Origin of the sequence: Halovivax limisalsi, assembly GCF_023093535.1 — an archaeon.
Taxonomy (GTDB): domain Archaea; phylum Halobacteriota; class Halobacteria; order Halobacteriales; family Natrialbaceae; genus Halovivax; species Halovivax limisalsi.
In genome coordinates, this window is record NZ_CP095757.1 from 1,683,868 (window position 1) to 1,706,688 (window position 22,821).

General features: G+C 68.0%; 23 protein-coding genes, 1 other RNA gene and 1 pseudogene. 18 read left to right on the forward strand and 7 right to left on the reverse strand.

Features of this window, described 5'->3' with window-relative positions; translation table 11 throughout:
- Positions 1-168: 168 nt before the first annotated feature.
- The 5 genes and pseudogenes from MXA07_RS07655 (at position 169) to ffs (ending at position 6,037) form a co-directional block, all read left to right on the forward strand.
- Complete coding sequence (locus MXA07_RS07655; protein WP_425492202.1) at positions 169-540, forward strand: Hsp20/alpha crystallin family protein; 372 nt, start codon at positions 169-171, stop codon at positions 538-540.
- Positions 541-747: 207 nt separating this feature from the next.
- A pseudogene (locus MXA07_RS07660) lies at positions 748-2,919 on the forward strand (CDC48 family AAA ATPase); the annotation flags it as partial.
- Positions 2,920-3,296: 377 nt separating this feature from the next.
- Positions 3,297-4,004, forward strand: a complete 708-nt coding sequence (locus tag MXA07_RS07665; RefSeq protein WP_247731452.1) for a DUF7847 domain-containing protein — start codon at positions 3,297-3,299, stop codon at positions 4,002-4,004.
- A 241-nt stretch (positions 4,005-4,245) separates the two neighbouring features.
- Positions 4,246-5,526 carry an outer membrane protein assembly factor BamB family protein gene (locus tag MXA07_RS07670; RefSeq protein WP_247731453.1) on the forward strand — a complete coding sequence of 427 codons (1,281 nt, stop codon included), beginning with the start codon at positions 4,246-4,248 and terminating at the stop codon, positions 5,524-5,526.
- Positions 5,527-5,725: 199 nt separating this feature from the next.
- Positions 5,726-6,037, forward strand: an RNA gene (gene ffs, locus MXA07_RS07675) — signal recognition particle sRNA.
- Between the two features lie 386 nt (positions 6,038-6,423).
- Here ffs and MXA07_RS07680 read toward each other — a convergent pair.
- Together MXA07_RS07680 and MXA07_RS07685 are read right to left on the reverse strand one after the other, a co-directional pair.
- Positions 6,424-6,672, reverse strand: coding sequence for a YhbY family RNA-binding protein (locus MXA07_RS07680; protein WP_247731454.1), 249 nt, complete (start codon positions 6,670-6,672; stop codon positions 6,424-6,426).
- 72 nt (positions 6,673-6,744) lie between these two features.
- Positions 6,745-7,020: a ribonuclease P protein component 4 gene (locus MXA07_RS07685; RefSeq protein ID WP_247731455.1), complete on the reverse strand. Its 276-nt coding sequence runs from the start codon at positions 7,018-7,020 to the stop codon at positions 6,745-6,747.
- Between the two features lie 257 nt (positions 7,021-7,277).
- On the opposite strand from MXA07_RS07685, the gene MXA07_RS07690 reads away from it, so the two are divergent.
- The 4 genes from MXA07_RS07690 to MXA07_RS07705 all read left to right on the forward strand — a co-directional run bounded on the left by MXA07_RS07690 (position 7,278) and on the right by MXA07_RS07705 (position 12,925).
- Complete coding sequence (locus tag MXA07_RS07690) at positions 7,278-9,020, forward strand: ABC transporter substrate-binding protein (protein WP_247731456.1); 1,743 nt, start codon at positions 7,278-7,280, stop codon at positions 9,018-9,020.
- Positions 9,020-9,910, forward strand: coding sequence for a phosphatase PAP2 family protein (locus MXA07_RS07695; protein WP_247731457.1), 891 nt, complete (start codon positions 9,020-9,022; stop codon positions 9,908-9,910). Before MXA07_RS07690 ends, MXA07_RS07695 begins: the two co-directional genes overlap by 1 nt.
- A 135-nt stretch (positions 9,911-10,045) precedes the next feature.
- Entirely contained in the window at positions 10,046-11,782 is a 1,737-nt protein-coding gene (locus MXA07_RS07700) for an ABC transporter substrate-binding protein (protein ID WP_247731458.1), read from the forward strand.
- 33 nt (positions 11,783-11,815) lie between these two features.
- Complete coding sequence (locus MXA07_RS07705) at positions 11,816-12,925, forward strand: phosphatase PAP2 family protein (protein WP_247731459.1); 1,110 nt, start codon at positions 11,816-11,818, stop codon at positions 12,923-12,925.
- 129 nt (positions 12,926-13,054) lie between these two features.
- Here the strand turns inward: MXA07_RS07705 and MXA07_RS07710 are convergent, their stop codons facing one another.
- Positions 13,055-13,432, reverse strand: a complete 378-nt coding sequence (locus MXA07_RS07710) for a hypothetical protein (RefSeq protein ID WP_247731460.1) — start codon at positions 13,430-13,432, stop codon at positions 13,055-13,057.
- Positions 13,433-13,558: 126 nt separating this feature from the next.
- Positions 13,559-14,350, reverse strand: a complete 792-nt coding sequence (locus MXA07_RS07715; RefSeq protein WP_247731461.1) for a DUF2797 domain-containing protein — start codon at positions 14,348-14,350, stop codon at positions 13,559-13,561.
- Between the two features lie 119 nt (positions 14,351-14,469).
- Here MXA07_RS07715 and MXA07_RS07720 point away from each other — a divergent pair, with 119 nt between their 5' ends.
- From MXA07_RS07720 to MXA07_RS07745, 6 genes are all read left to right on the forward strand, one after another.
- A complete protein-coding gene (locus tag MXA07_RS07720; protein ID WP_247731462.1) occupies positions 14,470-14,802 on the forward strand; it encodes a BsuPI-related putative proteinase inhibitor in 333 nt (110 codons plus the stop codon).
- Between the two features lie 77 nt (positions 14,803-14,879).
- Positions 14,880-15,734 carry a DUF6159 family protein gene (locus MXA07_RS07725; RefSeq protein ID WP_247731463.1) on the forward strand — a complete coding sequence of 285 codons (855 nt, stop codon included), beginning with the start codon at positions 14,880-14,882 and terminating at the stop codon, positions 15,732-15,734.
- 164 nt (positions 15,735-15,898) lie between these two features.
- On the forward strand, positions 15,899-16,099 hold the full coding sequence (locus tag MXA07_RS07730; RefSeq protein WP_247731464.1) for a hypothetical protein: 201 nt from the start codon (positions 15,899-15,901) through the stop codon (positions 16,097-16,099).
- Positions 16,100-16,421: 322 nt separating this feature from the next.
- Complete coding sequence (locus MXA07_RS07735) at positions 16,422-17,222, forward strand: polyprenyl synthetase family protein (protein WP_247731465.1); 801 nt, start codon at positions 16,422-16,424, stop codon at positions 17,220-17,222.
- A gap of 74 nt (positions 17,223-17,296) precedes the next feature.
- Positions 17,297-17,992 carry a TetR/AcrR family transcriptional regulator gene (locus MXA07_RS07740; protein ID WP_247731466.1) on the forward strand — a complete coding sequence of 232 codons (696 nt, stop codon included), beginning with the start codon at positions 17,297-17,299 and terminating at the stop codon, positions 17,990-17,992.
- The gene (locus MXA07_RS07745) at positions 17,989-19,467 is read left to right on the forward strand and encodes an MATE family efflux transporter (RefSeq protein WP_247731467.1); all 1,479 of its coding nucleotides are present in this window, start codon (positions 17,989-17,991) and stop codon (positions 19,465-19,467) included. The genes MXA07_RS07740 and MXA07_RS07745 overlap by 4 nt, the downstream gene beginning before the upstream one ends.
- A gap of 440 nt (positions 19,468-19,907) precedes the next feature.
- Here the strand turns inward: MXA07_RS07745 and MXA07_RS07750 are convergent, their stop codons facing one another.
- Positions 19,908-20,168, reverse strand: coding sequence for a hypothetical protein (locus MXA07_RS07750; RefSeq protein WP_247731468.1), 261 nt, complete (start codon positions 20,166-20,168; stop codon positions 19,908-19,910).
- Positions 20,169-20,545: 377 nt separating this feature from the next.
- On the opposite strand from MXA07_RS07750, the gene MXA07_RS07755 reads away from it, so the two are divergent.
- Positions 20,546-21,127 (forward strand): NUDIX hydrolase, encoded by a 582-nt coding sequence (locus MXA07_RS07755; RefSeq protein ID WP_247731469.1) that lies wholly within the window; start codon positions 20,546-20,548, stop codon positions 21,125-21,127.
- 45 nt (positions 21,128-21,172) lie between these two features.
- Here the strand turns inward: MXA07_RS07755 and MXA07_RS07760 are convergent, their stop codons facing one another.
- Positions 21,173-21,676: a YbhB/YbcL family Raf kinase inhibitor-like protein gene (locus tag MXA07_RS07760; RefSeq protein WP_247731470.1), complete on the reverse strand. Its 504-nt coding sequence runs from the start codon at positions 21,674-21,676 to the stop codon at positions 21,173-21,175.
- Positions 21,669-21,812 (reverse strand): DUF7557 family protein, encoded by a 144-nt coding sequence (locus tag MXA07_RS07765; RefSeq protein ID WP_247731471.1) that lies wholly within the window; start codon positions 21,810-21,812, stop codon positions 21,669-21,671. The genes MXA07_RS07760 and MXA07_RS07765 overlap by 8 nt, the downstream gene beginning before the upstream one ends.
- 161 nt (positions 21,813-21,973) lie before the next feature.
- Between MXA07_RS07765 and MXA07_RS07770 the strand changes: the two genes are divergently transcribed.
- The gene (locus tag MXA07_RS07770) at positions 21,974-22,219 is read left to right on the forward strand and encodes a hypothetical protein (RefSeq protein WP_247731472.1); all 246 of its coding nucleotides are present in this window, start codon (positions 21,974-21,976) and stop codon (positions 22,217-22,219) included.
- Between the two features lie 127 nt (positions 22,220-22,346).
- On the forward strand, positions 22,347-22,790 hold the full coding sequence (locus MXA07_RS07775) for an SPW repeat domain-containing protein (protein ID WP_247731473.1): 444 nt from the start codon (positions 22,347-22,349) through the stop codon (positions 22,788-22,790).
- Positions 22,791-22,821: the final 31 nt, after the last annotated feature.

Sequence of the window (22,821 nt, forward strand, 5' to 3'; positions counted from 1 at the left end):
CCGGGCTCAAGCTCACTGCCTGCCTCCCTGCGATACGCTTCTCGCCGGTCCCCGGTTCGCGGCTCCGGAAGTTCGATGTAATGGTTCCGATCAAATCACATCCGAATTGAAAGACAAGATTTTTTACGAACCGCGTACAATCTTTTCCTGCACGCGAGGTGACCATCCATGGTGCCACGCGCATCACCGACGTCATCCTGGATGCAAGGCCTCGACTTCCCGTCCCGCATTTTCGGGGAGTCCGGTGGAACCGACTACGAACTGTACGAGGAAGACGGCGAGTTCGTGCTCACCGTCGACCTGCCCGGCTTCGAGCGCGAGGAGATCGACCTCGCGTGGGACGAGGGCATCCTGAACGTCGCCGCCGAGCACGTCGACGACGAGCGCGGTCGCCGGAAGACCTACCACCGGCGCTACCGCTTCCCGAAGGTCGTCGACGAGGACGAGATCGACGCCCGCTACACCAACGGCGTGCTCGAGGTCCGGCTGCCGACCGCCGGCAGCACGGTCCAGGGAACGCCGATCGAAGTCAAGGGCTGAACTCGTCCGCCCACCGCTCGGCCGACCCCACTGTCGGCCGACGCTGAACCCGGCCTCGACCACGAAGTACGTGATCCGACCCACGAGCGCCGCTGCCTGCAGCGGCGCCGTGGCCCCCGATCGTCCGGCCCTGCCCCTGCAGGCACGTGCTCGTTCCTTTCGGGTATCGTCCGTTCGGACACCGTCTCCCAGCTCGGGTGAGGAGCCATGGATCTGATCGTCAAACCGCTCAAGCGCAAGGACACCGGACGCGGACTGGCATCGATCGACCGCGAGGCGATGGCCGATCTCGGGGTCGCGAGCGGCGAGTTCGTCGCGATCGACGGTCCCGAGGGGTCCGTCGTGGCGCGCGTGTGGCCCGGCCGGTCCGCCGACTCGGGCCGGGGCACGATCCGCATCGACGGCGAACTGCGAAACGCCGCCGGCGTCCGCATCGACGATCGCGTGACCGTCGAATCGGCCGACGTCGAGTCCGCCGAGCGGGTCAGCGTCGCGTTCCCGAGCTCCGTCCGGCTCCGGGGCGACCTCGGGTCGTACCTCCGGGACCAGCTGTCGGACCGGGCGGTGGCGGCCGGCGACCGACTCGCGGTCCCGCTCGGGTTCGGGATCCTGTCGGACCGGAGCGGCCACCGACTCCCGGTGACGATCGTCGACACGGAGCCGTCCGGCACGGTCGTGATCGATTCACAGACGCGGATCGAGGTGGCCGAGGAGTCGCCCGAGGAGATTCAGGTTTCCGAGACGGAGCCGACCGAAACCCGGCCGCCGAGCGTGACCTACGAGGACGTCGGCGGCCTCGACGACGAGCTCGACCAGGTGCGCGAGATGATCGAGCTCCCGATGCGACACCCGGAGCTCTTCCGAACGCTGGGGATCGAGCCGCCGAAGGGCGTCCTGCTGCACGGCCCGCCGGGGACCGGCAAGACGCTCATCGCCCGCGCGGTCGCGAACGAGATCGACGCCCACTTCGAGACGATCTCGGGTCCCGAGATCATGTCGAAGTACTACGGCGAGTCCGAAGAGCAGCTCCGCGAGGTGTTCGAGGAGGCCGCCGAGCACGAGCCCGCGATCGTCTTCATCGACGAACTCGACTCCATCGCGCCCAAGCGCGAGGACGTCCAGGGCGACGTCGAGCGCCGCGTCGTCGCCCAGCTGCTGTCGATCATGGACGGCCTCGAGGAGCGCGGCCGGATCACCGTCATCGGCACGACCAACCGCGTCGACGCCGTCGACCCCGCGCTGCGTCGCCCGGGCCGCTTCGACCGCGAGATCGAGATCGGCGTGCCGGACGAGACTGGCCGCGAGGAGGTCCTGCAGATCCACACCCGGGGCATGCCCATGGCCGACGACGTCGATCTCGGCCGGCTGGCCGGTAACACGCACGGCTTCGTCGGCGCCGACCTGGAGAGCCTCACCAAGGAGGCGGCCATGACGGCCATGCGCCGCATCCGGCCCGACCTCGATCTCGAGGCCGACGAGGAGATCGACGCCGAGGTCCTCGACGAAGTCGAAGTGACCGCCGACGACTTCAAGCGCGCGCTCCGGGGCATCGAACCCTCCGCGATGTGCGAGGTCTTCGTCGAGGTCCCCGACGTGAACTGGGAGGACGTCGGCGGCCTGGAGGCGGCCAAAGCGCGCCTCCGCGAGACGATCCAGTGGCCGCTCGACCACGCCGACGCCTACGAGCGGGTGAACCTGGATCCGGCCAAGGGCGTCCTGCTCTACGGCCCGCCCGGCACCGGCAAGACGCTGCTCGCGAAAGCCGTCGCCAGCGAGGCCGAGTCGAACTTCATCTCGGTCAAGGGCCCCGAGCTGTTCGACAAGTACGTCGGGGAGAGCGAGAAGGGCGTTCGCGAGATCTTCAGCAAGGCCCGCGAGAACGCCCCGACGGTGATCTTCTTCGACGAGATCGACGCCATCGCGACCGAGCGAGGCAGCGGGGGCGGCGACTCCAACGTCGGGGAGCGCGTCGTCTCGCAGCTGCTGACCGAACTCGACGGGCTGGAGGAACTCGAGGACGTGGTCGTCGTCGCCGCCTCGAACCGACCGGAACTCATCGACGACGCCCTGCTCCGGCCCGGCCGCCTCGACCGCCACGTCGCCGTCACCGAACCCGACGAGGCCGCGCGCCGCGAGATCTTCGCGATCCACACCCGCGACCGTCCGCTCGCCGACGACGTCGATCTCGACGAGCTGGCCGCCGAGACCGAGGACTACACCGGTGCGGACGTCGAGGCGGTCTGTCGCGAGGCGGCCACGATCGCCGTCCGCGAGTACGTCGACGCGACCACAGCGGGCGAGGACCGCGACGTCGACGAAATCGAACTGACCGCCGAGCACTTCGAGCGGGCGATCGAGAACGTCCAGCCCAGCGGGACGAACGAGTTCGACCGAACGGGCCGCGATCTCGAGGCGGTCACCGTCGAAGACGCCGGCGATCCACGCGGCGGATTCGATAGGGAACCGGCCGCCACCGAGGACGTTCCGCCCGCGGCGGCGAATACCGGCGCCGCGGGGGCAGCCGAGCGGACTGATCAGCGCCCCGAGGCGGAAGAGTCGGAACGCGACGATACCGACGACTCCAATCGATCGGACGAGCGAGACCGGTGAACGAGACGCCGCAGTCGGACGGCACAGTTGTCGCTGCCACCTTGGGGGCGATACGCGCCGCCACTCGACGTCCGGTCGGCGCCCGATAGTTCGACGATCGATCATCGATAGGAACGACTAAATACGACGCGTAAAAATACGAATTTATGACATTTAGGCCCGTCGATGCGCTCAGTGAGGGGGTGACACACACGCTATCCAGAAACGGGCTCTTGCTGGTCCTCGCCTCGTACCTCCTGAGCGCGGTGTCCGTTCTCTTCCTGCCGGTTCGAACGGATCCGACCCCCGGAACCGACGTGCGGGTGCTCCGATCGCCCGTGATCGGCGATTCGGTCGCACTCGGCGCTCTCGTCGCGCTTGTCTCCGGAATTCTATCGTTGTACGTGGCGATCGTCGCCTTCCGAACGTTCGTCAGCGGTGCGACGGACCGTTTCCCGGCGGGTGCAGTCGGACATCGCCCCCTTTGGGCGCTTGTAAACGTCTTCGTCGGGTACCTGGTGTTCGGCGTCCTCGTCGGAATCGGGTTCGTCCTGCTGATCGTCCCCGGGTTCTTCCTGCTGGTTTCCCTCTGGTTCTTCGCCGTCTCCGTCGCCGTCGAGGACGAGTCCTTCGTCGAGGGGCTCGAACGCAGCTGGGCGCTCACGTCCGAGAACCGGTTGCCGGTGTTCTTCCTCGGCGTTCTCGTCGTCCTCACCACGGGCGTTCTCGGCTGGCTATTCGCGATCTTCGGTGCGCCCCTCGGCGACGTCCCACGACTACTCGTTCGACAGTTCGGCGCATCCGTCGGAACCGTGCTCGGCTACGCGACTACCGCCACGGCCTTCGTTCAGCTCCGCGAGTCCAATCGTCGGTGACCGGATCGCCACTCGGCCGGCCAGTCCCCGGACAGCGCCCGTCCAGCCCGCGCTCTCGAGGGACGAACGGTTTCAGAATCCGGCCCAGTAATCACTGGCTTCCGTCCGATAGTATCGTCCGCCGGCCGCGTCAGGACGCCAGACACCGATACGACCCGCGACGACGCCGAGGCCGAGTAGGCGAACTATCGCCGTCGACGGGGCCAGGTACTTCTATACGGCCGGGCCGCAACTGGGGGCCATGAAACGGTCGAGGGATTCGACTCGCGATCGTCGGGGACGCCGCGAGCTGCTGTCGAGCGCCGGCGCGGCGCTCGTCGCCGGGTTGGCCGGGTGCGCCGGGACGCTGGACGGGGACGAGACGCCGGATTCGACGAACGAGCCCGGGGACGCGGGGGACCGGTTGCGCCCGGATCTGACCGACGCGGCTCCCTACCGGATGCACCAGTACGGCCCCGACCACGCCGGCGTCGCGGATGGCGCGGGTCCGACTGCAGCCGTCGACGTGGCCTGGACCTTCCGGGAGGGCGCCGACGACACCTACTACGAAATCGGCACTCCGGCGATCGTCGACGGCACCGTCTACGTCGCCGAGGGCCGGTCTGACGACGAGGCGGAGGCAGCGACGGGTGTCTACGCGCTCGATGGGGCGACAGGCGAGGTCGAGTGGGAACAGACGTTCCCCGGGACGAACGCGCTGGGGTCGACGGCCGTGGTCGACGGCGCGGTGGTGCAGCAGCTCGGCGGGATGGTCGTCGTCCTCGAGGCGGACACGGGTGCGGAACGCTGGCGCGAGCGCCGCGATCTCTCGAACCCGGTGACGGTCGCCGACGACACCGTCTACGCGATCGAGACCGCGTACGCCGACCCGCCGACGCTCGTCGCGCTCTCCCTCGCGGACGGCGGCGAGCGCTGGACCGAACCGCTGGCCGACGACGGCCGATTCTGGCCGACAGCCCCGGCGGTCGTCGACGGGACGGTCTACCAGGGCGGCAGCGAGCTGGTCGCGCTGTCGGCCACCGACGGCGAGCGACGGTGGACGCGCGACCTCGACGCACCCGTGGTCGGGTCGCCGACGGTCGCCGACGGTGACCTCTACGCACCGCTGGGCGACGGCACCGTCAGGGCCTACGACCTCGACGGCACCCCTCGCTGGACTCAGCCCGTCGAGAGTGCCGCCTCCGTCGTCGGCACACCGTTCGTCTCGTCGCCGGCGGTCGCTGAGGGGACGTGCTACGTCGTGAACGCCTGGCAGGTGAGCGCGCTCGACGTACAGGACGGCTCGATCCGGTGGACGACCGAAGGCGACGCGGACGGCACGCCGCTCGTCGCCGACGGCGTCGTCTACATCGGCGGCTTGAGCGCTGCGGCCGCTTACGACGGCGCGAGCGGCGATCGCCTCTGGCACCACGACTCGGCTGCCTCAACTGGCGCCGGCCGGGTCACCCCTGTCGTCGGCGACGCCGTCCTCTACCCCAGCGGCGGCCTCCACGCGCTGGTCGAGCAGGAATCGTCGTCCTGATTCGGCGCCGAACCCGCGTCCGTCTTCGCGAGGTGAGTGCCGACGTTCAAATGCGGCCGGTGACGCCGCGCCGATTGTCCGCGCCCGTTCGGCCGGGTCGACGATGCCGCGATCGACGATCGAACGCCGCCTCGCCCCTGGCCCGTCGTCCATTCCTCGCGCTAGACGAAAGGCCCTTAAGTCACAGCGGCCTACCGGGAGATGGACTAGGTCGGGCAGTTAGGCCCTGCTCGTCACCCGCACTATGGCCTTCAGCGGGGACCGAACGCCGCGGGCGTCCGGTCAGACCGACCGGGGCCCCGGGAGCCAACGTGGAAGCCTCGTCCGTCGGGGACAGCGGTCCGCGATGATCGTCCGCAGGGACGTCCCATCGCGGTTAGCCGGCGACAGCCCATCAGGCGCGGAAGCGAGCAGTGGACCGTCGGACACCTGTCGCTCGACGGGTCGCGGGGTGGAGGAGGCAACCGGGATTCCCCCGGTCGGAACGCCGGGCCACCGCGGTCGTCCACATTCATCAACCTTTTACGCTGCACTCGTGCGCGCCGGTAGCAGCATCGCTGCTACACGGCGCGCTGTCGTTCGGTAAAATGTTGATCAAAAGCACTCCTCCCTCCCCGACAGCCGCGCGGAGCGCGGCTTCTCGGTCGGTCGTCGGCCCGCTCGCGAGTCCGGCCGGACTCGCTCGCGGTGAGCATCGTTGGCAATCGCCCTACCCTTCCCCGTCGTTCGCGCGGATCGCTGGCGCGATCACGCGCTCCGGGCCACCGCATAATCGCGCGTGACCGTAGTTCCAACAAGAATCGCCGGAGCCGGCGTCGGTTTCGTCCTCCGCGGGACGCTGTTGGCGAACGATTCGGGAAAATAGTCGTAGGTGCGATTGCGGCCAGAAACAGGTGTTTAGCGGTACAGCACGGCGGTGTGCCCGCGCGTGTCGTGGATCTTCGCGCCGACATCCTCGGCCAGGTCGGTCGCGAGTTCCTCGGTGTCGGTTCCCCCGCGGGCGGCGCGCAGGAACTTCACCTTCACCAGGTCGCGATCGTCGAGCTGGGCGTCGAGTTCGTCGGCGACGGCGTCGACGCCGCCCTTGCCGACCCAGACGGTGACGTCGAGGTCGTGAGCGCGTTTGGTCCGTTCGGCTTCGTCCATGCGTGTGGGTTGGCCGCGAGCGGTTTGAATGGACCGTCTCGCCGGTCGCGGGATCAGTCGGTTCTGGATGGCCTAGTCGTAGGGGTAGCGGGCGTGGTGGCCGCAGTCGCAAGTGATCACGACGTGTCTGTCCCGGAGGCGGACGCGGGCGTTATCGCCCGGTCGGAGGTAGGCGTCGCAGGCGTCGCAGGTCGAGCGCGTGAACGAGCGCGGCAGCGACAGGCGGTTTCGTTCCGCGATGCGACGGGCCAGTCGGACGTACTCGCGGGCGCGGTCGTGGTGGCCGGACGCGGCGGCGTCGCGCGCCAGGGTTTCGAGTCGCTCGATCCGCTCCTCGGCCACCGTCATACGTCCCCCTTTGCCGCCGCCTAAATCGGTGTTTCGTTCCGACACTACCCGCGCGGCCAGTCGCTCGCGCCCTCGTGCTGATCTAAAACCGCGTTTTATTTAGGGTGGAGCGTCGAGCGAGTAGATAACTCGATGCGTTCGTCTCTCCGGCTCGAATCCCTCCGCTCTCGGGCGCCCTCCCGACGTCGATCGTCTCGACGGAGTCGTCAGTCACAATATAATTATACGCTGGAGTTCCCCGTTGGCCATAGAGACCGATGACGGGGAGGAGGGACCGGGCCGGACTGTCGCGACGGGAGTACCTGACGGCAGGCGTCGCCGCCGGCGGGCTCGGCCTCGCCGGCTGTGGCGCGCTGTTGAACCGCGTCGACCCGGACTCGACCGACCAGCTCTCGGTGACGATCACCGCGGTCCCCGACGACGACGATCGGCAAGTAAACGGGATCTTTACCGACCTCGAGGCGAAGCTGAACGCCGTCGGGATCGACGTCTCGTTCGATCTGCGGATGACTCACGAGTTCTACCGCGCGATCTTGATGGAGAACGACTTCGACATGTACGTGGGATACTTCCCGGGTGATCGAACGCTCGATTACCTCTACATGCTGTGTCACTCGCAGTTCATCAACGATCCGGGCTGGCAGAATCCCTTCGGGCTGACGAACATCCAGCTCGACGATCACCTCGAGGCGCAGCGTCGAGAGGCGGGCGAACGGCGAGCGGAGACGCTCGTGGCCGTCCTCGAAACGCTGGTCGAGACGAAGCCCTTCGTTCCGATCTGCGAGCCGTCGCAGCATCGCGTGGTGACCGATCAACACTTCGGGGGCTGGCGACCGGACCGGCTGAACTCTAGCCTGGGCTACCTGGGTCTCGAGCAAGTCGGGTCGACCGCCGACATGACCGGCCTCCTCCTGGACGCCCGGGCGACGCAGAACGTCAATCCGCTCGCCGTGTTCTTCCGCCGGCGCGGGGCGGTCGTCAACCTCCTCTACGATTCGATCGCTCGGTACGTCGACGGCTCGTTGACGCCCTGGCTCGCGACCGACTGGACGATGGACGAGACGAGCGCCACGGTCACGCTCAGGGAGGACTGTCACTTTCACGACGATGAGGCGCTCACCGCAGACGACGTCGTCTTCACGTACGACCTGATCGCGGATCTCTCGCTCGGGCGGGCGGAGTCGCCGGTCCCGTCGCCGCGATTCCGCCGAGAACGGTCGCTGATCGAGGCCGTCGAAGTGATCGACGACGAGACCGTCGCGTTCCGGTTCGACCGGACCACCGACCCCGTCGGTGACGGGTTGACGATCCCGATCCTGCCTCGCCACATCTGGGAGCCCCTCGTCGAGGAGCTCGACGAAGAGACGGCGACGACCGAACCCTGGCTCCGCGACGCCCTCCTCTCGGCGCGGGACGAGCGGGTCGGCAGTGGCCCCTACGCCGTCGAGGAACTCGTCGAGCGCGAGGAACTGTCCCTCGTCCGGAACGACGAGCACTTCACGCTGCGCGAGTCGGTCGACCTGCCCGCGCCGACCGCCGAAACCCTTCGCTTCCTGCCGGCGGCGAACAGCTCGTCGGCGATCGCGATGGTCGAAACCGGCGAAGCGTCGGTGACGGTCTCGCCGCTCGAATCGCACGCCATCCCCGACCCGGCGGACCTCGACGGGGCGAGGCTGGTCGAGACGAATTCCAGCGGGTTCTACCACGTCGGGTTCAACCTCAGGCACGAACCGTTTTCGAACACGAACCTCCGCCGGGCGATCGCCAGCCTGATCGACCGCGAGTGGCTGGTCGCGGACGTCTTCGAGGGCAACGCCCGGCCGATCACCGCGCCGCGGTCGGACGCGTTCGAGGACGAACTCGCCGGGCGGTCCGCCCCGGACCGGACGGTCCCGTTCGCCGGCGATAGCGGCGAGCTGGACGTCGAGGCCGCGCGCGATCGGTTCAGGGAGGCAGGCTTCAAGTACGACGAGGATGGTAGGCTCGTGGTGAACGACTGATGCTCGTCTCGATCCTGACCCGGTTGAGCGTCGTCCTCCTCCTGGCAATGCTGGTGGGGGTCGTGAGCGTCATCGGCATCGATCGGTTTCGAGACGGGCTCTCGACGTGGCGCGAAACGGTGCGGGCGATCACGCCGATCGGGCTCACCCTGGCGACGGTGTTGTCGATCAACAAGATCTCCCGGCAGGCGCTCGTCGACATCTCGAGCCAGTACGGACTCCGGCTCGGCGGGCTCTTTTACGACATCGAGGGGCGATTCATCCTCCTCTTCCAGTCGATCGGGAACGAGTGGACTGCGGCCTTCTACTCGTACATCTACATCTACGCGTACGTGTTCTTGCTCGCGTTTCCCGTCATCATGTACTTCGTCCTCTCGGACACGCGCACGATTCGCGGCCTGCTGGCGTCGTACACGCTGAACTATACGATCGGGGCCGTCCTCTACGTCGTGGTCCACGCGTTCGGCCCGCGTCAGTACATCGGCGAGGACGTCCGGTGGATGCTCTTCGACTTCCGGCCGTCGTACCAGTTGCTGACGGCCGAGGTCAACACCTACACCAACGTCTTCCCGTCGCTGCACACCTCGCTCTCCGCGACGGTGCTGCTCTACGCGGTCCGGACGCACGATCGGTTCCCGCGCTGGACGCCGATCGCGGCCTTCATCGCGGTCAACGTCTGGATCGCGACGATGTACCTCGGGATTCACTGGGCGATCGACGTCGTCGCCGGGCTCGTCCTGGCCTGGGGCAGCGTCGCCCTCGCGGATCGACTGGTCGGTCGATTCGACGTCGATCGATTCTTCGACCCCGTCTGGTTACGCGTGGATCGCCTCTCGAAACGGATCGGTGATCGCGTGAATCGTCGCTTCCGGCGTTTTGGGGGCGGGTAACGCGGGCCGATCCCGTCGGCCGGTCCGCGCCCGCGACGGGTGCGCCCGGCGCGGCATGGCCCGTGCGACGCCGGCGGGCGCGCACAGAAGGCAATACTGTTATAGGTCCACTCTCGAAGCCTACCCATCGCCGCCATGACATCGCACGCCGACGGACCGACGGTTTCCCGTCGGTCCGCCCTCCAAACGGCAGCCGTCGGGACGCTCGCCGCGACGAGCGGGTGCGTTCGCGAGGTTCGAAACATCGTCCGGCGCGAACCGGATCGATCGCTCTCGCTCTCGATCGCGACGCTTCCGGAGGACGCCGATCCGCCGGCCAACGCACTCGCGAAAACGTTCGAATCGGCCCTGTCGGTCGCGGGAATCGACGTCGAAGTCGCGATTCTCTCTCCCGTCGAGTACCGTCGGGAGATCCTGCTCAATCACGAGTTCGACACGTTCGTCGGTCCCTATCCGACGGGCATCGATCCGGAGTACCTCTACGAGTCCTTCCACTCGCGCTACGCCGAAGAATCGGGCTGGCAGAACCCCTTCGGGCTGACGAATCTCCGGTTCGACGAACAACTCGAGGCCCAGCGATCGGCGACCGACACCGCGCGCGTCCAGGCGGTCACGGACGGGCTGTTTACCCTGGCGAACGAACAGCCCCTGACGCCGCTCTGCCGACCGACCGAGCACCGCCTGGTCAATGCCGATCGCTTCACCGGCTGGGACCGACATCCGCTCACGGATCGACTGTTCTTCGCCGCGCTGGAACCAGAGGCCGACGTCACCACGCTTCGCGGGCTCCTCACCGATCCGCGCGTGACCCAGAACCTCAACCCGTTCTCGATCGAGTACCGCGATGGGGGACTGGTCATCGACTTGCTCTACGATTCGCTCGCGGCCCGCGACGGAGACGGGTACGTCCCGTGGCTCGCCGAGGACTGGGAGTGGGACGGCTCCGTCGCCACGGTCACCCTACGAGACGCCACCTGGCACGACGGCGAACCGGTGACGGCGAGCGACGTGGTGTTCACTCACGACTTCCTCGAGGACATGGCGCTCGGGTCGGCCGAGGTGCCGGCCCCTGCGCCGATCTATCGCGGGCGCGCCTCGGCGATCGAATCGGTCGAGGCGAGCGGTGCTGTGGCGCTCGAACTCGTGGCGGCTGGCGGGATCGAAGCCGCCGAGAGCGCCCTTACCGTCCCGATCTTCCCCGAACACGTCTGGGCGGACCGAACCGAGGAGGCGTCGCTGCCGGGCATCGAAACGCCCTCGATCACCGAGGGCGTCGTCACCGACAACGTGCCGCCGGTCGGCAGCGGCTGCTACCGGTTCGAGGATCGGACCGACGGCGAGTTACTCACGCTCGCTCGAAACGACGAGCACTTCTCGCGGTCGGCGCCGACCCTGCCGACGCCGACGATCGAGACGCTCCGGTTCGAGGTCGTCTCCAATAGCTCGAACGCGGCCGAGGCCGTCCGGTCGGGACTGGCCGACGTCACCCTCTCGATGATCGAGCCGCGTCTCGTCGACGGACTCGCTCCCGACCCGCCGGCGTCGATACTCGAAACCGAGGCGCGCTGGTGTTACTGCATCGGGTACAACGCCAGAAGTGGGCCGCTGGGCAATCCGAACTTCCGGCAGGTGATCGCCTCGCTGGTCGATAAAGCCCACCTCGTCGACGCCGTCTTCGACGGCCACGCGACGCCGATCGTCTCGCCGCTTTCCCCCGAGTGGGTACCGAGCGCGCTTCGCTGGCGCGGGCGCGATCCGGTGACCCCGTTTCTGGGTCGCGACGGCGAACTCGATACCGACGCGGTCAGGCGAGCGTTCGACAACATCGGCTATCGCTACGACGAGGACGGCTCGCTGCTGACCAGAAACTGAGCGGCCGATCGCTTCGGGCACGCGGCGTTCGAAATGCGCTCCGCCGTCGAGACGGTTCTCGGCCGGCGATCGAGCGGTTCGCAGGTCCTGCGACGCGCACGAAGGTTGAAGACGGCGCCCGTCGAACCCGTTCGAAACTCGCGTCGCTTCGACCGCCGCGTCGGTCGGCCGAATCGAACGGTGAGTCGCTCGAATCCGGGCTCGACCGTCCGGGCCCGCCGGCTCACGCCGCGGGTCGGACGGCTGACGCTCGACGGTCCGACGAACTGCCCGGGCGAGTCCGACGAACTGGCACGATCGTGGGTCACTTTCACGCAGATGTTACGGTCCGTCCTGACGAATCTGGTGCTCGTCGTCGTCGGACTGATCGCGCTCGTCGGCAGCGTCCTGTTCTCCCGGAGCCAGCTCGCCCGGACTCGTCGCGAGTTGCTCGCCCGGCTGCGAGACGCGGCGCCGATCGCGCTCGTCCTCGGTCTCGTTCTCGTCGCCAACGGGATCGTCCGACAGCACATGGCCGGGCTTTCCTGGATCGTCGGGTGGGAACTCACCTGGACGTTCTATCAGCTCGAAGGCGGGTTGGTGCCGTGGATCCAGTCGTTTCGGACGCCCGCGCTGACGGCCGTTTTCTCGTACGTCTACGTCTACGGCTACGCGTTCTTGCTGGTCTTTCCCGTCGTCGCGTACCTCCTGCTCGCCGACACGCGCCCGCTTCGCGTCCTCCTGACCGCGTACACGATCAATTACACCCTCGGGCCGCTGGTGTACGTCTTCGTCATCGCCTACGGGCCGCGCAACTTCGCCGCGGAGAGTCTCCTCTACGACGTCTATCCGCAGTACCAGTTACTCACGGCCGAGGTGAACCGCAACACCAACGTCTTTCCGTCGCTGCACGTCTCCCTGTCGGTGACGGTCGCCGTCGTGGCTTACTGGACTCGCGAGTGCTATCCCGCCTGGTGGTACCTCGGCGCGCTCGGGAGCGGGTGTATCGCCGTCGCCACGATGTACCTCGGGATTCACTGGGCGATCGACGTCGCGGGCGGCGTCGTCCTCGCCGCGATCAGCCTCTGGCTGGCCGATCGACTGGTCGACCGCCGATCGCTTGCCGACCGGCTCCGTCGACGGCAGCAGCAATCCGAGGAGTGACTGGTCGGTCGATCGATATCGGCAAGGGACCACGAATCGCAGGATCGACCGGTTCGGTTGCTGGCGAGCCGGACGGTTCGCCGACGTCGCGTCGGGGGCGACGAGACGGAATCGATCGCGCCGGACGCGTCAGTCGTCTTCGAGCGCGTCGGCGATGCGCTGGAGCTGGCGGGTCTGGTCGCGAACCTCGTCGCGCAGCTGTCTGACCTCGCGGACGAGTTCCTCGTTCCCGCCCTCCGCGCTCTGGCCGCCGCCACCGGGACCGCCCGGTCCGCCGCCCATCATGCCGCCCATCATCTGCGCGAAGGGATTGCCGCCACCGCCCATTCCGCCGCCGCCCATGCCGGGGCCGCCGCCTCCGCCGAACGGGCTCTCTTCGGGGGCACCCTCGCCCTCCTGCTCGCGCTTCTCGCGGATCTCCTCGACGCGCTCGCGGAAGGACTTCTCCTCGCCGTCGTCGGCCGATTCGCCGGTGTCCGCCTCGTCTTCGGGGGTATCGTCTGCCATGCGTCGCGGTTCACTCGCGGGCCGGAAAAGGATTGTTATAGCGGGACCGATAGCCCGCCCGCGAGCTAATCGTTCGCGCCCACGCCGATCCGTCCGAACCGGTCGTCGGTGTCGTCGAATGCGGCGTCACGCACCGCCGAAGGACCCGAGCGACGATTGCAGGTGTCGATCCGTGGTGTCCGTCCGAACGCGGTGGCCTACCAGTTCGCGCAGGTCGACGGCGTAGGTCGTTCCCCCGCGTTCGAGCACCAGCAGCCGGCCCTTGCAGCCGACGATCCGACCCGTCGCGATCGTCTCGACGACGGGGCGTCGATCGAGGTCGACGCCGTAGTCGAACGTCCACCGATCGATGACGTCGAACTCCGCGAGGACGGACTCCCAGCGGGCTTCGTCGACCGCCGCCGCGAGGCCGTCGATCTTGCGATCGATCCGGACGCGATCGACCAGTTCGGTCGCGATCTCGGCCTCGAGCTCCCGCGCGATCCGGCCGTTCGAGACGGTGTGGACGTGGGCGCCTCGATCGGCACCCTGCTCGCGCAGCCGGGTGTCGAGGCGGTCGAGGCGGGTGACGCCGACCTTGACGGTGTCGGGGGCGAAGGCCGCGATGTAGACGGCGTGGGGTTCGAAGCAGTCCATCTCGTCTTTCAGGCAGGTCCCGGTACAGCGGGCGCACACCCACGTCGAGGCGTGGGCCTCGCAGTAGGGCGTCCCCGGCCGGTCGCACGGAACGTGGCGACCCGTCTCGCGGTCGATCGATCCCGCGCAGTGGCGCCGGCCGAGCGGCAGTTCCAGTTGATCGCCGGGTTCGAGCGGTCGGCGGTCGACGCCCGCCTCGCCGGCGGCGCCGCTCCCGGGTTCGCCCTCGCGGACGAGCAGCGCGGGACCGCGAGCCGTCGGTTCGTACCCGACTATCTGCACGACGGTACCTTCGCGCAGCGTCGCCAAAGGTGTGACGTTCGTCCGATCGAGCCTCGACCGCGAGTCGTTTCCGGTCTCCCTGGGGAAAGAATTAGCACCGCTGGATACGAACCGACGGTATGGGACTCGATGGAACCCTCGACGTGACGACGGACGGGCACGGCGTCTCGTTCGCACTGGCCGTCACGAACGCGAGCGACGAACCGATCACGGCACAGTTCAGCGACGGTTGTCGCGTCGACGTCGCCGTCGAGGACGACGACGCGGAGGTCTGGCGCTTTACGGAGGAGAGACTCTTCCCGCAGGTTCTCGGCGAGGAACGCTTCGATCCGGGCGAGACGCGACGGTTCGAGGTCGAGTGGGCCGACCCCGACCCGGGCTCGTACACGGCGACGGCGGAACTCACCGCCACGGATCGAGACTGTACGGCGAGCGCGTCCTTCTCGGTCTAGCCCGACCACGGTCTCGCCGGAAAATTTGCGGTAGAAGTAGTAACGTATTAATACATCTGTGGGCAATCGAAGCGGATATGGCGCTATTCGGCAGACTCAAAACCGGACTCGCCCTCTCGAAGGACGCGCTGCTGGTGGTTCGACACAACCCCGGACTGGCGGTCTTTCCGCTGGTGAGCGGAATTACGGGGTTCGCGTTCCTCGCGTTGTTCCTCGGCGTCACCTTCGGCGTCGTCGGCGTGAGCGCGCAGGGCCCGGCGCTGGTCCTCCTGGGGCTCACCTACCTCACGCTGACGTTCGTCTCGTCGTTCTTCGCGGCCGGGCTCGTCCACGAAACCCGCGAGGTCCTCGCGGGGAAGGAGCCGTCGCTCGGGCGCGGGATCGAGGCCGCGAAAGCGGTGTGGAAGCCGCTCCTGATCTGGTCGTTCATCAGCGCCACCGTCGGCGTCCTCATCAACGCCATCGAGAACTCGGATTCGCGCGTGGCTCGACTCGTCGGGACGCTCTTCGGCGCCGCCTGGACGCTCCTTACGTTCTTCGTCGTCCCGGTCATCGTCTTCGAGGACACCACGACGACGGGAATGTTCAAAGAGAGCTCGCACACGTTCAAGGAGCTCTGGGGCGAGACGCCGATCAGCCTCGTCGCGGTTCAGCTCGTCGGCCTGGTGATCGCCCTGCCGTTCGTCCTCCTCGGTATCGCACTCTCCGGAATCAGCCCGATTCTCACGGCTGGAGCGATCCTGACCGGCGCGCTGCTCGCGTTCCTCGTGAGCCAAACCCTCCAGGGCGTCATCAAGACGACGCTCTACCTCTACGCCACCGAGGGCGTCCGTCCCGACGAGTTCGGGGATCTCGATCTCGACGGACTCGCCGGCGACGGGCGCCAGTCCGCTCGGTCGACGAGCGCCCCGCACACGGGCGGATTTCGCTAAGCACGCTGACCCCGCCGGCATCGGCGGGCCGATGCTGCGACCGGACCCGGGCTCGGTCGCTCGAACCGCGCGAACGGATTTCCGTCCAACCAGATTGCGACCCGACCAGGTCCACCGGACCGGACGACAAAGCATATACCGGCGCTTCCCCGCCATCCAGAAACATGCCACGGCGGACTGTTGCGGATGTCCTCGATCGAGTCGCCGACCGTCGTCGCGAGACGCGCTGTCCGGCCTGTCGCGGGCTGGTCTCGATTCGCGGCCTCGACGGCGAGTACGGCTGGTCGTGTCTGGACTGCGAGGCGATCGGGTTCGGCTTCGATACGCGAGCGGCCGTCGTCGACGGCCTGCGACGGGCGGAGTGAGCGACGTCGCGCGGTCGATCCGGCGGCGATCGCCGGCGGAATCGGCGTGACGGGAAACCGGCCGCGTCACCCCTCTCACCGTGGACGCGATCGTCCGGGGGTGCCCAACCGACGACGCGTGTCGGTGCCCCGGGCCGACTGTCACTCTCGTCGGAACCTCGCCCCGATTCCGGGATCGAGCGAGGAGACTGCCCGACCGAGTGATCGGACCCGATCGGTCCCGCCGCGGGAAGCGGTCACCAGGTTTATGCGTGCGCTGACCCGATGGTCAGTCGATCGCGGTTCGGTCAGTCGGGAATCGATCGGCCGTCGACGAGCTATCATGACCGGACGAGCGCCAACCGGCCGATCCCTGCTGCTCGACGCGCTGGCAGACGCGGTTCCGTCGTGGATCGAAGCCGACGGTTCGGCCCGCCGAACCGACGTTCGCCGCCCTCACCGGGGTCCGGCCGACGGCCTGGCTCGCGGTCGCGTGTGTCTCGCCGCCGTCGAGGCGTTCGGCGACGATCGCATCGAGGTCGAATCGGCCGTTCCGGCCGCGGTGGCGGTCGAACTGGCCGCCGGCCACGTCGCGGTCCATCGCCGTACCTCGCTCCGGCTCGGCGACTCGGACGCCGAGTCCGATCCGACGCGCGCGATCCTCCGGGGCGACGCACTCCTCTCGGTGGCGTTCGAACGACTGACGGCGCTGGACGTCCCGGCTTCGACCCGCAACTCGTGTCTGTCGGCCCTAACCGACGGCTGCAGACGGACGCAGGAGGCTCGCGGGATCCTCGCCGACGCGTCCTTCGACTCCGACGGCTCGGAGCTCGTCCAGCGACTCGACTCCCGGCTGGGTGCCCTCGTGGGATGCGCCGGCTCGATCGCCGGCCTGTTGGCCGGGGTCGACGACGACCGCGTGGACGAGCTGGAGCGAACCGCCACCCGATTCGGTTCCGAGCTGGGGTTCGCACGCCTTCGCGAGGCGTCGATCCTCGACGCGTCGACGGTCGGCACCCCGGCGGCGATCGACCGTCACCTCGATGCGGTCCTCGACTGCCTGCCGGAACCCTGCCGCGCCGATGCCCGATCTGCGCTGGCGGATCTCACACGGCCGGGAACGCACCGGTCTCCGGAGGCGTAGCGGACGGTTCACCGGCGCGACGGGGTATTTCGAATCGAAACCTCTTTCACCGCCACTGACTTACCGGTCAGTCAGTGACAGCCGACGCCCGGGACGCGATCATGCGCGCGACGTACGAGGCGCTCTGCGACGAGGGCTACACCGAGCTCACGACGCAGGCCATCGCCGACCGAACGGATCGGAGCAAGGCCGCCCTCTTCTACCACTACGAGTCGAAGGCCGATCTGGTGCGTGCGTTCATCGAGTACCTCCTCCAGGGGTTCGACGAGCGCATCGAACCGACCCGGTCCGCGCCGCCCGTCGAGCGTCTGGCGGCGTTCGTCGAGTGGGGATTCGCTTCCTCGCGAACCGACGAGACCGAGTATCACACCGCGATGCTCGAGCTGCGCGCGCAGGCGCCGTACGACGAAGGCGTCCGCGCGAAACTTCGCGAGAGCGACGACCGATTGCGGGACGCCCTCGTCGAAATTCTCGCGGACGGGATGGAGAGCGGGGCCTTCCGCGACCACGACGCCGAGTCCGTCGCCGACCTGCTGCTCTCGGCGGTCGACGGCGCGCGGACGCGCCGATTGACGCTCGGCCGGGACGCCTACGGCGAGTCCGTTCGCGACGCGATCGTCGACCACCTGATCGCGGACGTGCTGGCACCCCGGACGGCGTACCCGACGGAGCCGGCCGTCTCGATCCCGCCGGACGAACGACTCGTCGGAGCCGTCGAGGACCTCGACGGGAGGGACGACGAGTCCACCGCCCAAACGGAGGCCGAATGAGTTCCCGGACGGACCGATCGGTCAACGTCACCGACGGCGAACTCTTCAAACCGCTGCTCGTGCTCTCGGCGCCGATCGTGGCTTCGCAGGTTCTCAACGTCGGCTACAACCTCGCGGACACGTTCTGGGTCGGTCGGCTGGGCGGCGACGCGATCGCGGCGCTGTCGTACTCGTGGGCCGTCGTCTTCCTGATGATCAGCGTCGGGGGTGGACTCACCGTCGCAGGGACGGTCCTCATCGCCCAGCACAAGGGCGCGGGCAACACGGCGCGGGCGAGTCACGTCGCCGGGCAGACGCTCTCGTTCGTGACGATCGTCGCGGTGGCGTTCGCCGCGGTCGGCTACCTGCTGACGCCGTGGCTCATGCGGATGGTGGGCGCGGACCCGGGCGGCGACGCGTACGGCTTCGCCGTCGGCTACACGCGAATCATGTTCGTCGGGATCGCCTTCATGTTCTGGTTCTTCATCTTCGACGCGCTCTCGCGCGGCTGGGGCGACACCAGGACGCCGCTGTACCTGATGGTCGTCAGCGTCGCGCTCAACGTGGTCATCGACCCGATCCTCATCCTCGGCTTCGAGGGGAACCCGCTGTTTTCCTGGCTGGGACTGACCGAACTCGAATCGACGCTGTACGCGGCGACCGGCTTTACGGGCTGGGGCGTCGACGGCGCGGCGGTCGCGACGATCTTCTCCCGGGGCGTCGCGGCCGTGATCGGACTCTCCCTGCTCTTTTCGGGGCGGGTCGGGCTCGATCCCTCGCTCTCCGACCTGCGACTGAAACGCCGGACCGTGCGCAAGATCCTCGACATCGGCGCGCCGATCGCGACCGAGCAGGGCCTGCGGGCGTTCGGCATCACGGTGCTGACGGCCGTGATCGCCATCGCGGGTACCGAGGCCGTCGCGGCCTACGGGATCGTCACGCGGCTCTCGTCGTTGCTGTTCATGCCCGCGCTCGGGCTCGCCCGCGGGACGGAGACCGTCGTCGGACAGAACCTCGGCGCCGACCAGGTCGATCGCGCGAAGCGCGCCGTGAAGCTGAGCTCGATGGTTATCACGGGCGTCTTCGTTCTCGTCGTCGCCGCGGCGTATCCCCACGCCGAGGCCATCGCGGGCATCTTCATCGAATCCGGGACGCCGAACGCGGACCTGGTGATCGAGTACGCGGCGGCGTACGTCGTCATCGCCGGCCCCTCCTACGTCTTCCTCGGGGTCTTCCAGATCATGCTCGGCGGGCTCCGGGGCAGCGGGTCGACCACGGCCGCGATGGTCCTGTCGGTCCAGGAGCTGTGGGTCTGGCGCATTCCCATCGCGCTCGTGGCGGTCCTCGGGTTCGAGATGGGCGTCGTCGGCGTCTGGTACGCCGTCGCCGTTTCGTTCGTCGCCTCGGCCATCGTCACCGGCGTCTGGGTCCTCCGGGGCACCTGGACGGAGGGCGTCGTCGAACGCGAGGTCGGACCGCCGGTGCCGGGCGATTGACCGGTCGCGGCGGCGGAGTGCGAGATCGTCGCCCCGTCGACGCTGGTGGTCGCCCTGTCGGCGCCGGTGCCGAGCGTCAGACGCACGTCTGACAAACATTTATTCGTTATTACCACCGATTACGCCTTGGCCGCAACGTCCCAGGCCGCATTCCCATTCCCTTGCCCCCCTGGGCGTCGGCCCCTGTCCGGCGAACGACACCCGTCGAACCCCTGTCGGCGACTCGCCGGAATCCGCTTTCGCGGACGGGTCACCCTGAACCCGCCGCGGAGCTACCGTTTTCAGTCGTGACCACCACGGCGAGCCGCCACTGGTGCAGCTTGCCGCCGCACCGAGGGCCGGCAACGTGGCGATCGCTGCGCCTCCGTCCGCTCCCGTTCGTCGCCGCCTTCGGTGTCTCCGATCGTCCCCCGGCAATTACTCGGCGCCCGTCCGCCCCGTCAGGACCGGGCGGCGCGTTGTTCCGGTAAATCCGGATCGTACCGGTAGGTGACCGCGTCGAGCGTGGCCCAGAGGTGTTCCTCGTTCCGAACCTCCCAGCGGTGGTGGCCGAGGCGCTCGCCCGCGGGATCGTCTTCGACGGTGATCGACCAGACGCTCCGCTCCGCTCCGCGCGTCTCGACGGTCGCCGTGAGCCGGCGGCCGGCGTCGTGTTCGAGCTCGACTCGATCGTCGTCGGCTCGAGCCAACTCCCAGGTCATGCGGGCCCGATTTGTCTCGCCGGGCATAGTCTCCCCGGTCTCCCCTCCGGACGGCGCGACGTGATTCGAGTGTGGGCCCAAATCTGGGTCAGCTACGGTCTGTCACGACCGGTTCGACGGTAGATTGAATTGCAGCGACGGGAATCTCCGGGTATGGCCGACGGACGATCCACCCTCGGTTCCCGAATTCGGACTCGATCTGCTCCATCCACACGCCCGACGAGCTGCCGTCGAACGGTGGGCGAACCGGACGGGTCCGACGATCCGATGCGAGGGAGGGGCGCTCCCGGTGGCGACGCGACCGTGCGAGCGGCGATTGCTCGAACCGGATCGTCCGGGCGCTCTCCGGGGGCCGTGGCTGCACGGAGGTCCCAGTCATGACCGACGGATGGGAGCGGGTTCGGGACCGAGTCGCGGCGCGGACCGACCGGATCATCGAAGGGATCCAGGCGGAGTGGGGAACGGACCGGACGGGGGAGCCGTTCGAACTCGGCCCTCGCCCCTTCGACCCCGACGAACCGCCCGAGACGGCCGGCGCGCAGCTCGATCGCATCGCCGGCGTCGCGTCGGTCGTCGTCTACTACACGGAGGCCCGCGAGGAAACGGTCCTCGTCTTCAACCCGGGTGGCTACTGGGAGCCGCCGGGCGGCGTCGTCGAACGAGACCAGACGCCCGCCGAGGCCGCCCGGACGGAGGCCCGCGAGGAGATCGGGGTCGACGTCGCGCTGACGGACGTCCACTACACGACTCGCTGTCAGTTCCAGTACGCAGCAGGCCACTCGGTTCCGCTCCCGGTCGTCCAGTTCGTCGGACACCGCACGGGCGGCTCGCTCCACGTCGAACGCGAGCGACTCGATCACCCGGGGGTGACCCGCGCGACGGGCGTCTTCGACGCGGACGTGTTCCCCGAGCCCTGTCGCGACGGCGACGAGATCCGTGCACTGCTGGCGAGTGAGTAATCGATTCTTCCTTTCCACCGGCCCCGTCCCGGCCCGCGTCTCCTTCTACGGCGCGTACGTCCCGGTCACCTGCGTCTGGGCGAGGACGTGGTCGTCGATGGCGTCCCCGAGTTCCGCGGCCGACGCGCCCTCTTCGAGGTCGAGTTCGGTGTCGAGCGCGTACACCTTGAAGCGATACAGGTGTTCGCCGTCCGGTGGTTTCGGCCCGCCGTAGCCGATCTCGCCGAAGTCGTTCTCGCCCTCGACGGCGTCGTTCGGATCCCACGCGCGCGGAACGGCGTCCATCGCGGGATCGACGTTCCAGACCAGCCAGTGGATCCAGATCTTCCCGGCGGGTTCGACCGCGTCCGGATCGTCGACGACGATGGCGAGCGAGGCCGCCTCGTAGGGGACGCCGCTGAGTTCCAGCGCCGGGTTGACGTTCTCCCCGTCGTAGCTGCAGGCGTCCGGGATCGACTCGCCGTCGGCGAACGCGGCGCTGGTGACGCGGAGGTCGCCCTCCTGCTGGGCGACGGTGAGCACCGGATTGGACGCGGTCACGTCAGACACTCTCCTGGAGGAAGCGACCTTCCTGCTCGTAGATCGCGACGAGTTCCGCGATGAACTCCTCCATGGTCTCGTCGGCCTCGAGGTAGCTCTCCATGCGCTCGGCCAGCTCGTCGTCGAGTTCGACGGTGCGGGTCATCGGAGCGACGTACGCACGCCAGCAGAATAAATCCGCGGCCGGCACCGCCGCCCGCGATCGGCGTCTCCGTCCGACCGACGTATCAGCCCGATCGACTCTCGGCCGGAGCGCGGAAAAAACGTAAGTACCACTCGCGGCCAACGTGTGATTACGATCCGGTAATGGAGACAGATACGTCGCTCACCCCCGTCGATATGTTTCGCGCCCGGCCGTTCGAGCACGCGCTGTACACGATCGTTCCGCTCGTTCTCTCGATCGCACAACTCGGAAATAGCTTCGTCAACGGTCTCTCTCCCCTGGTCTCCGTACCGTTCGCGATCGTCTTGCTCGGGTTCTCGGTCGTCCTCACGCGATACAACTTCGCCCGGTTTCGCCGTCGAGCCCTCGAACGCAGCATAGCGTGGTAATTGCTTCTTGATCGACCGGCGGGATTCGCGCCCGAACCGTCCACCTGTACAAGCAGGCGTTTCCCCGCCCCACTCGGCCGTTGCAAGCAGTGTGGTTTTCGACGGGGTTTCCGTACGAACCGGCGCTATGAACGGGTCGTCACCACCGGCGGACGAACGAACCGGACGCAGCCGAGACACCGATCGAGACGGGTTGAACACGGACGTGATGCAGTGGGTGAGCGCGCTCGCGGCGATCGTGGGGCTGTGGATCGTCGCCTCGCCGTTCGTGTACGAAGCGACCGACGCGGCCTACTGGAACAACACGCTCGTCGGCACGGGCATCTTCCTGCTCGCCGGCTACAACTTCTACCGGATGACCAGAGACCGCCTCGCGAGCGTCGGAGCGGCGTCGCTCGCCGTGCTCCTCGGACTGTGGATCGTCGTTTCGCCGTTCCTCATCGAGATGGGAAGCGGCGCGTTATCGAACAGCACGATGATCGCCGGCGTGGTCGTCGCTGCGCTCAGCGCCTACAACGCCTACGCGAACCGGCGCGCGGATGCGCCCCAGAAGGCCGTTACGCGCGCCTAACGCCGGCATGTGACCTACAGATCCGCGGCGG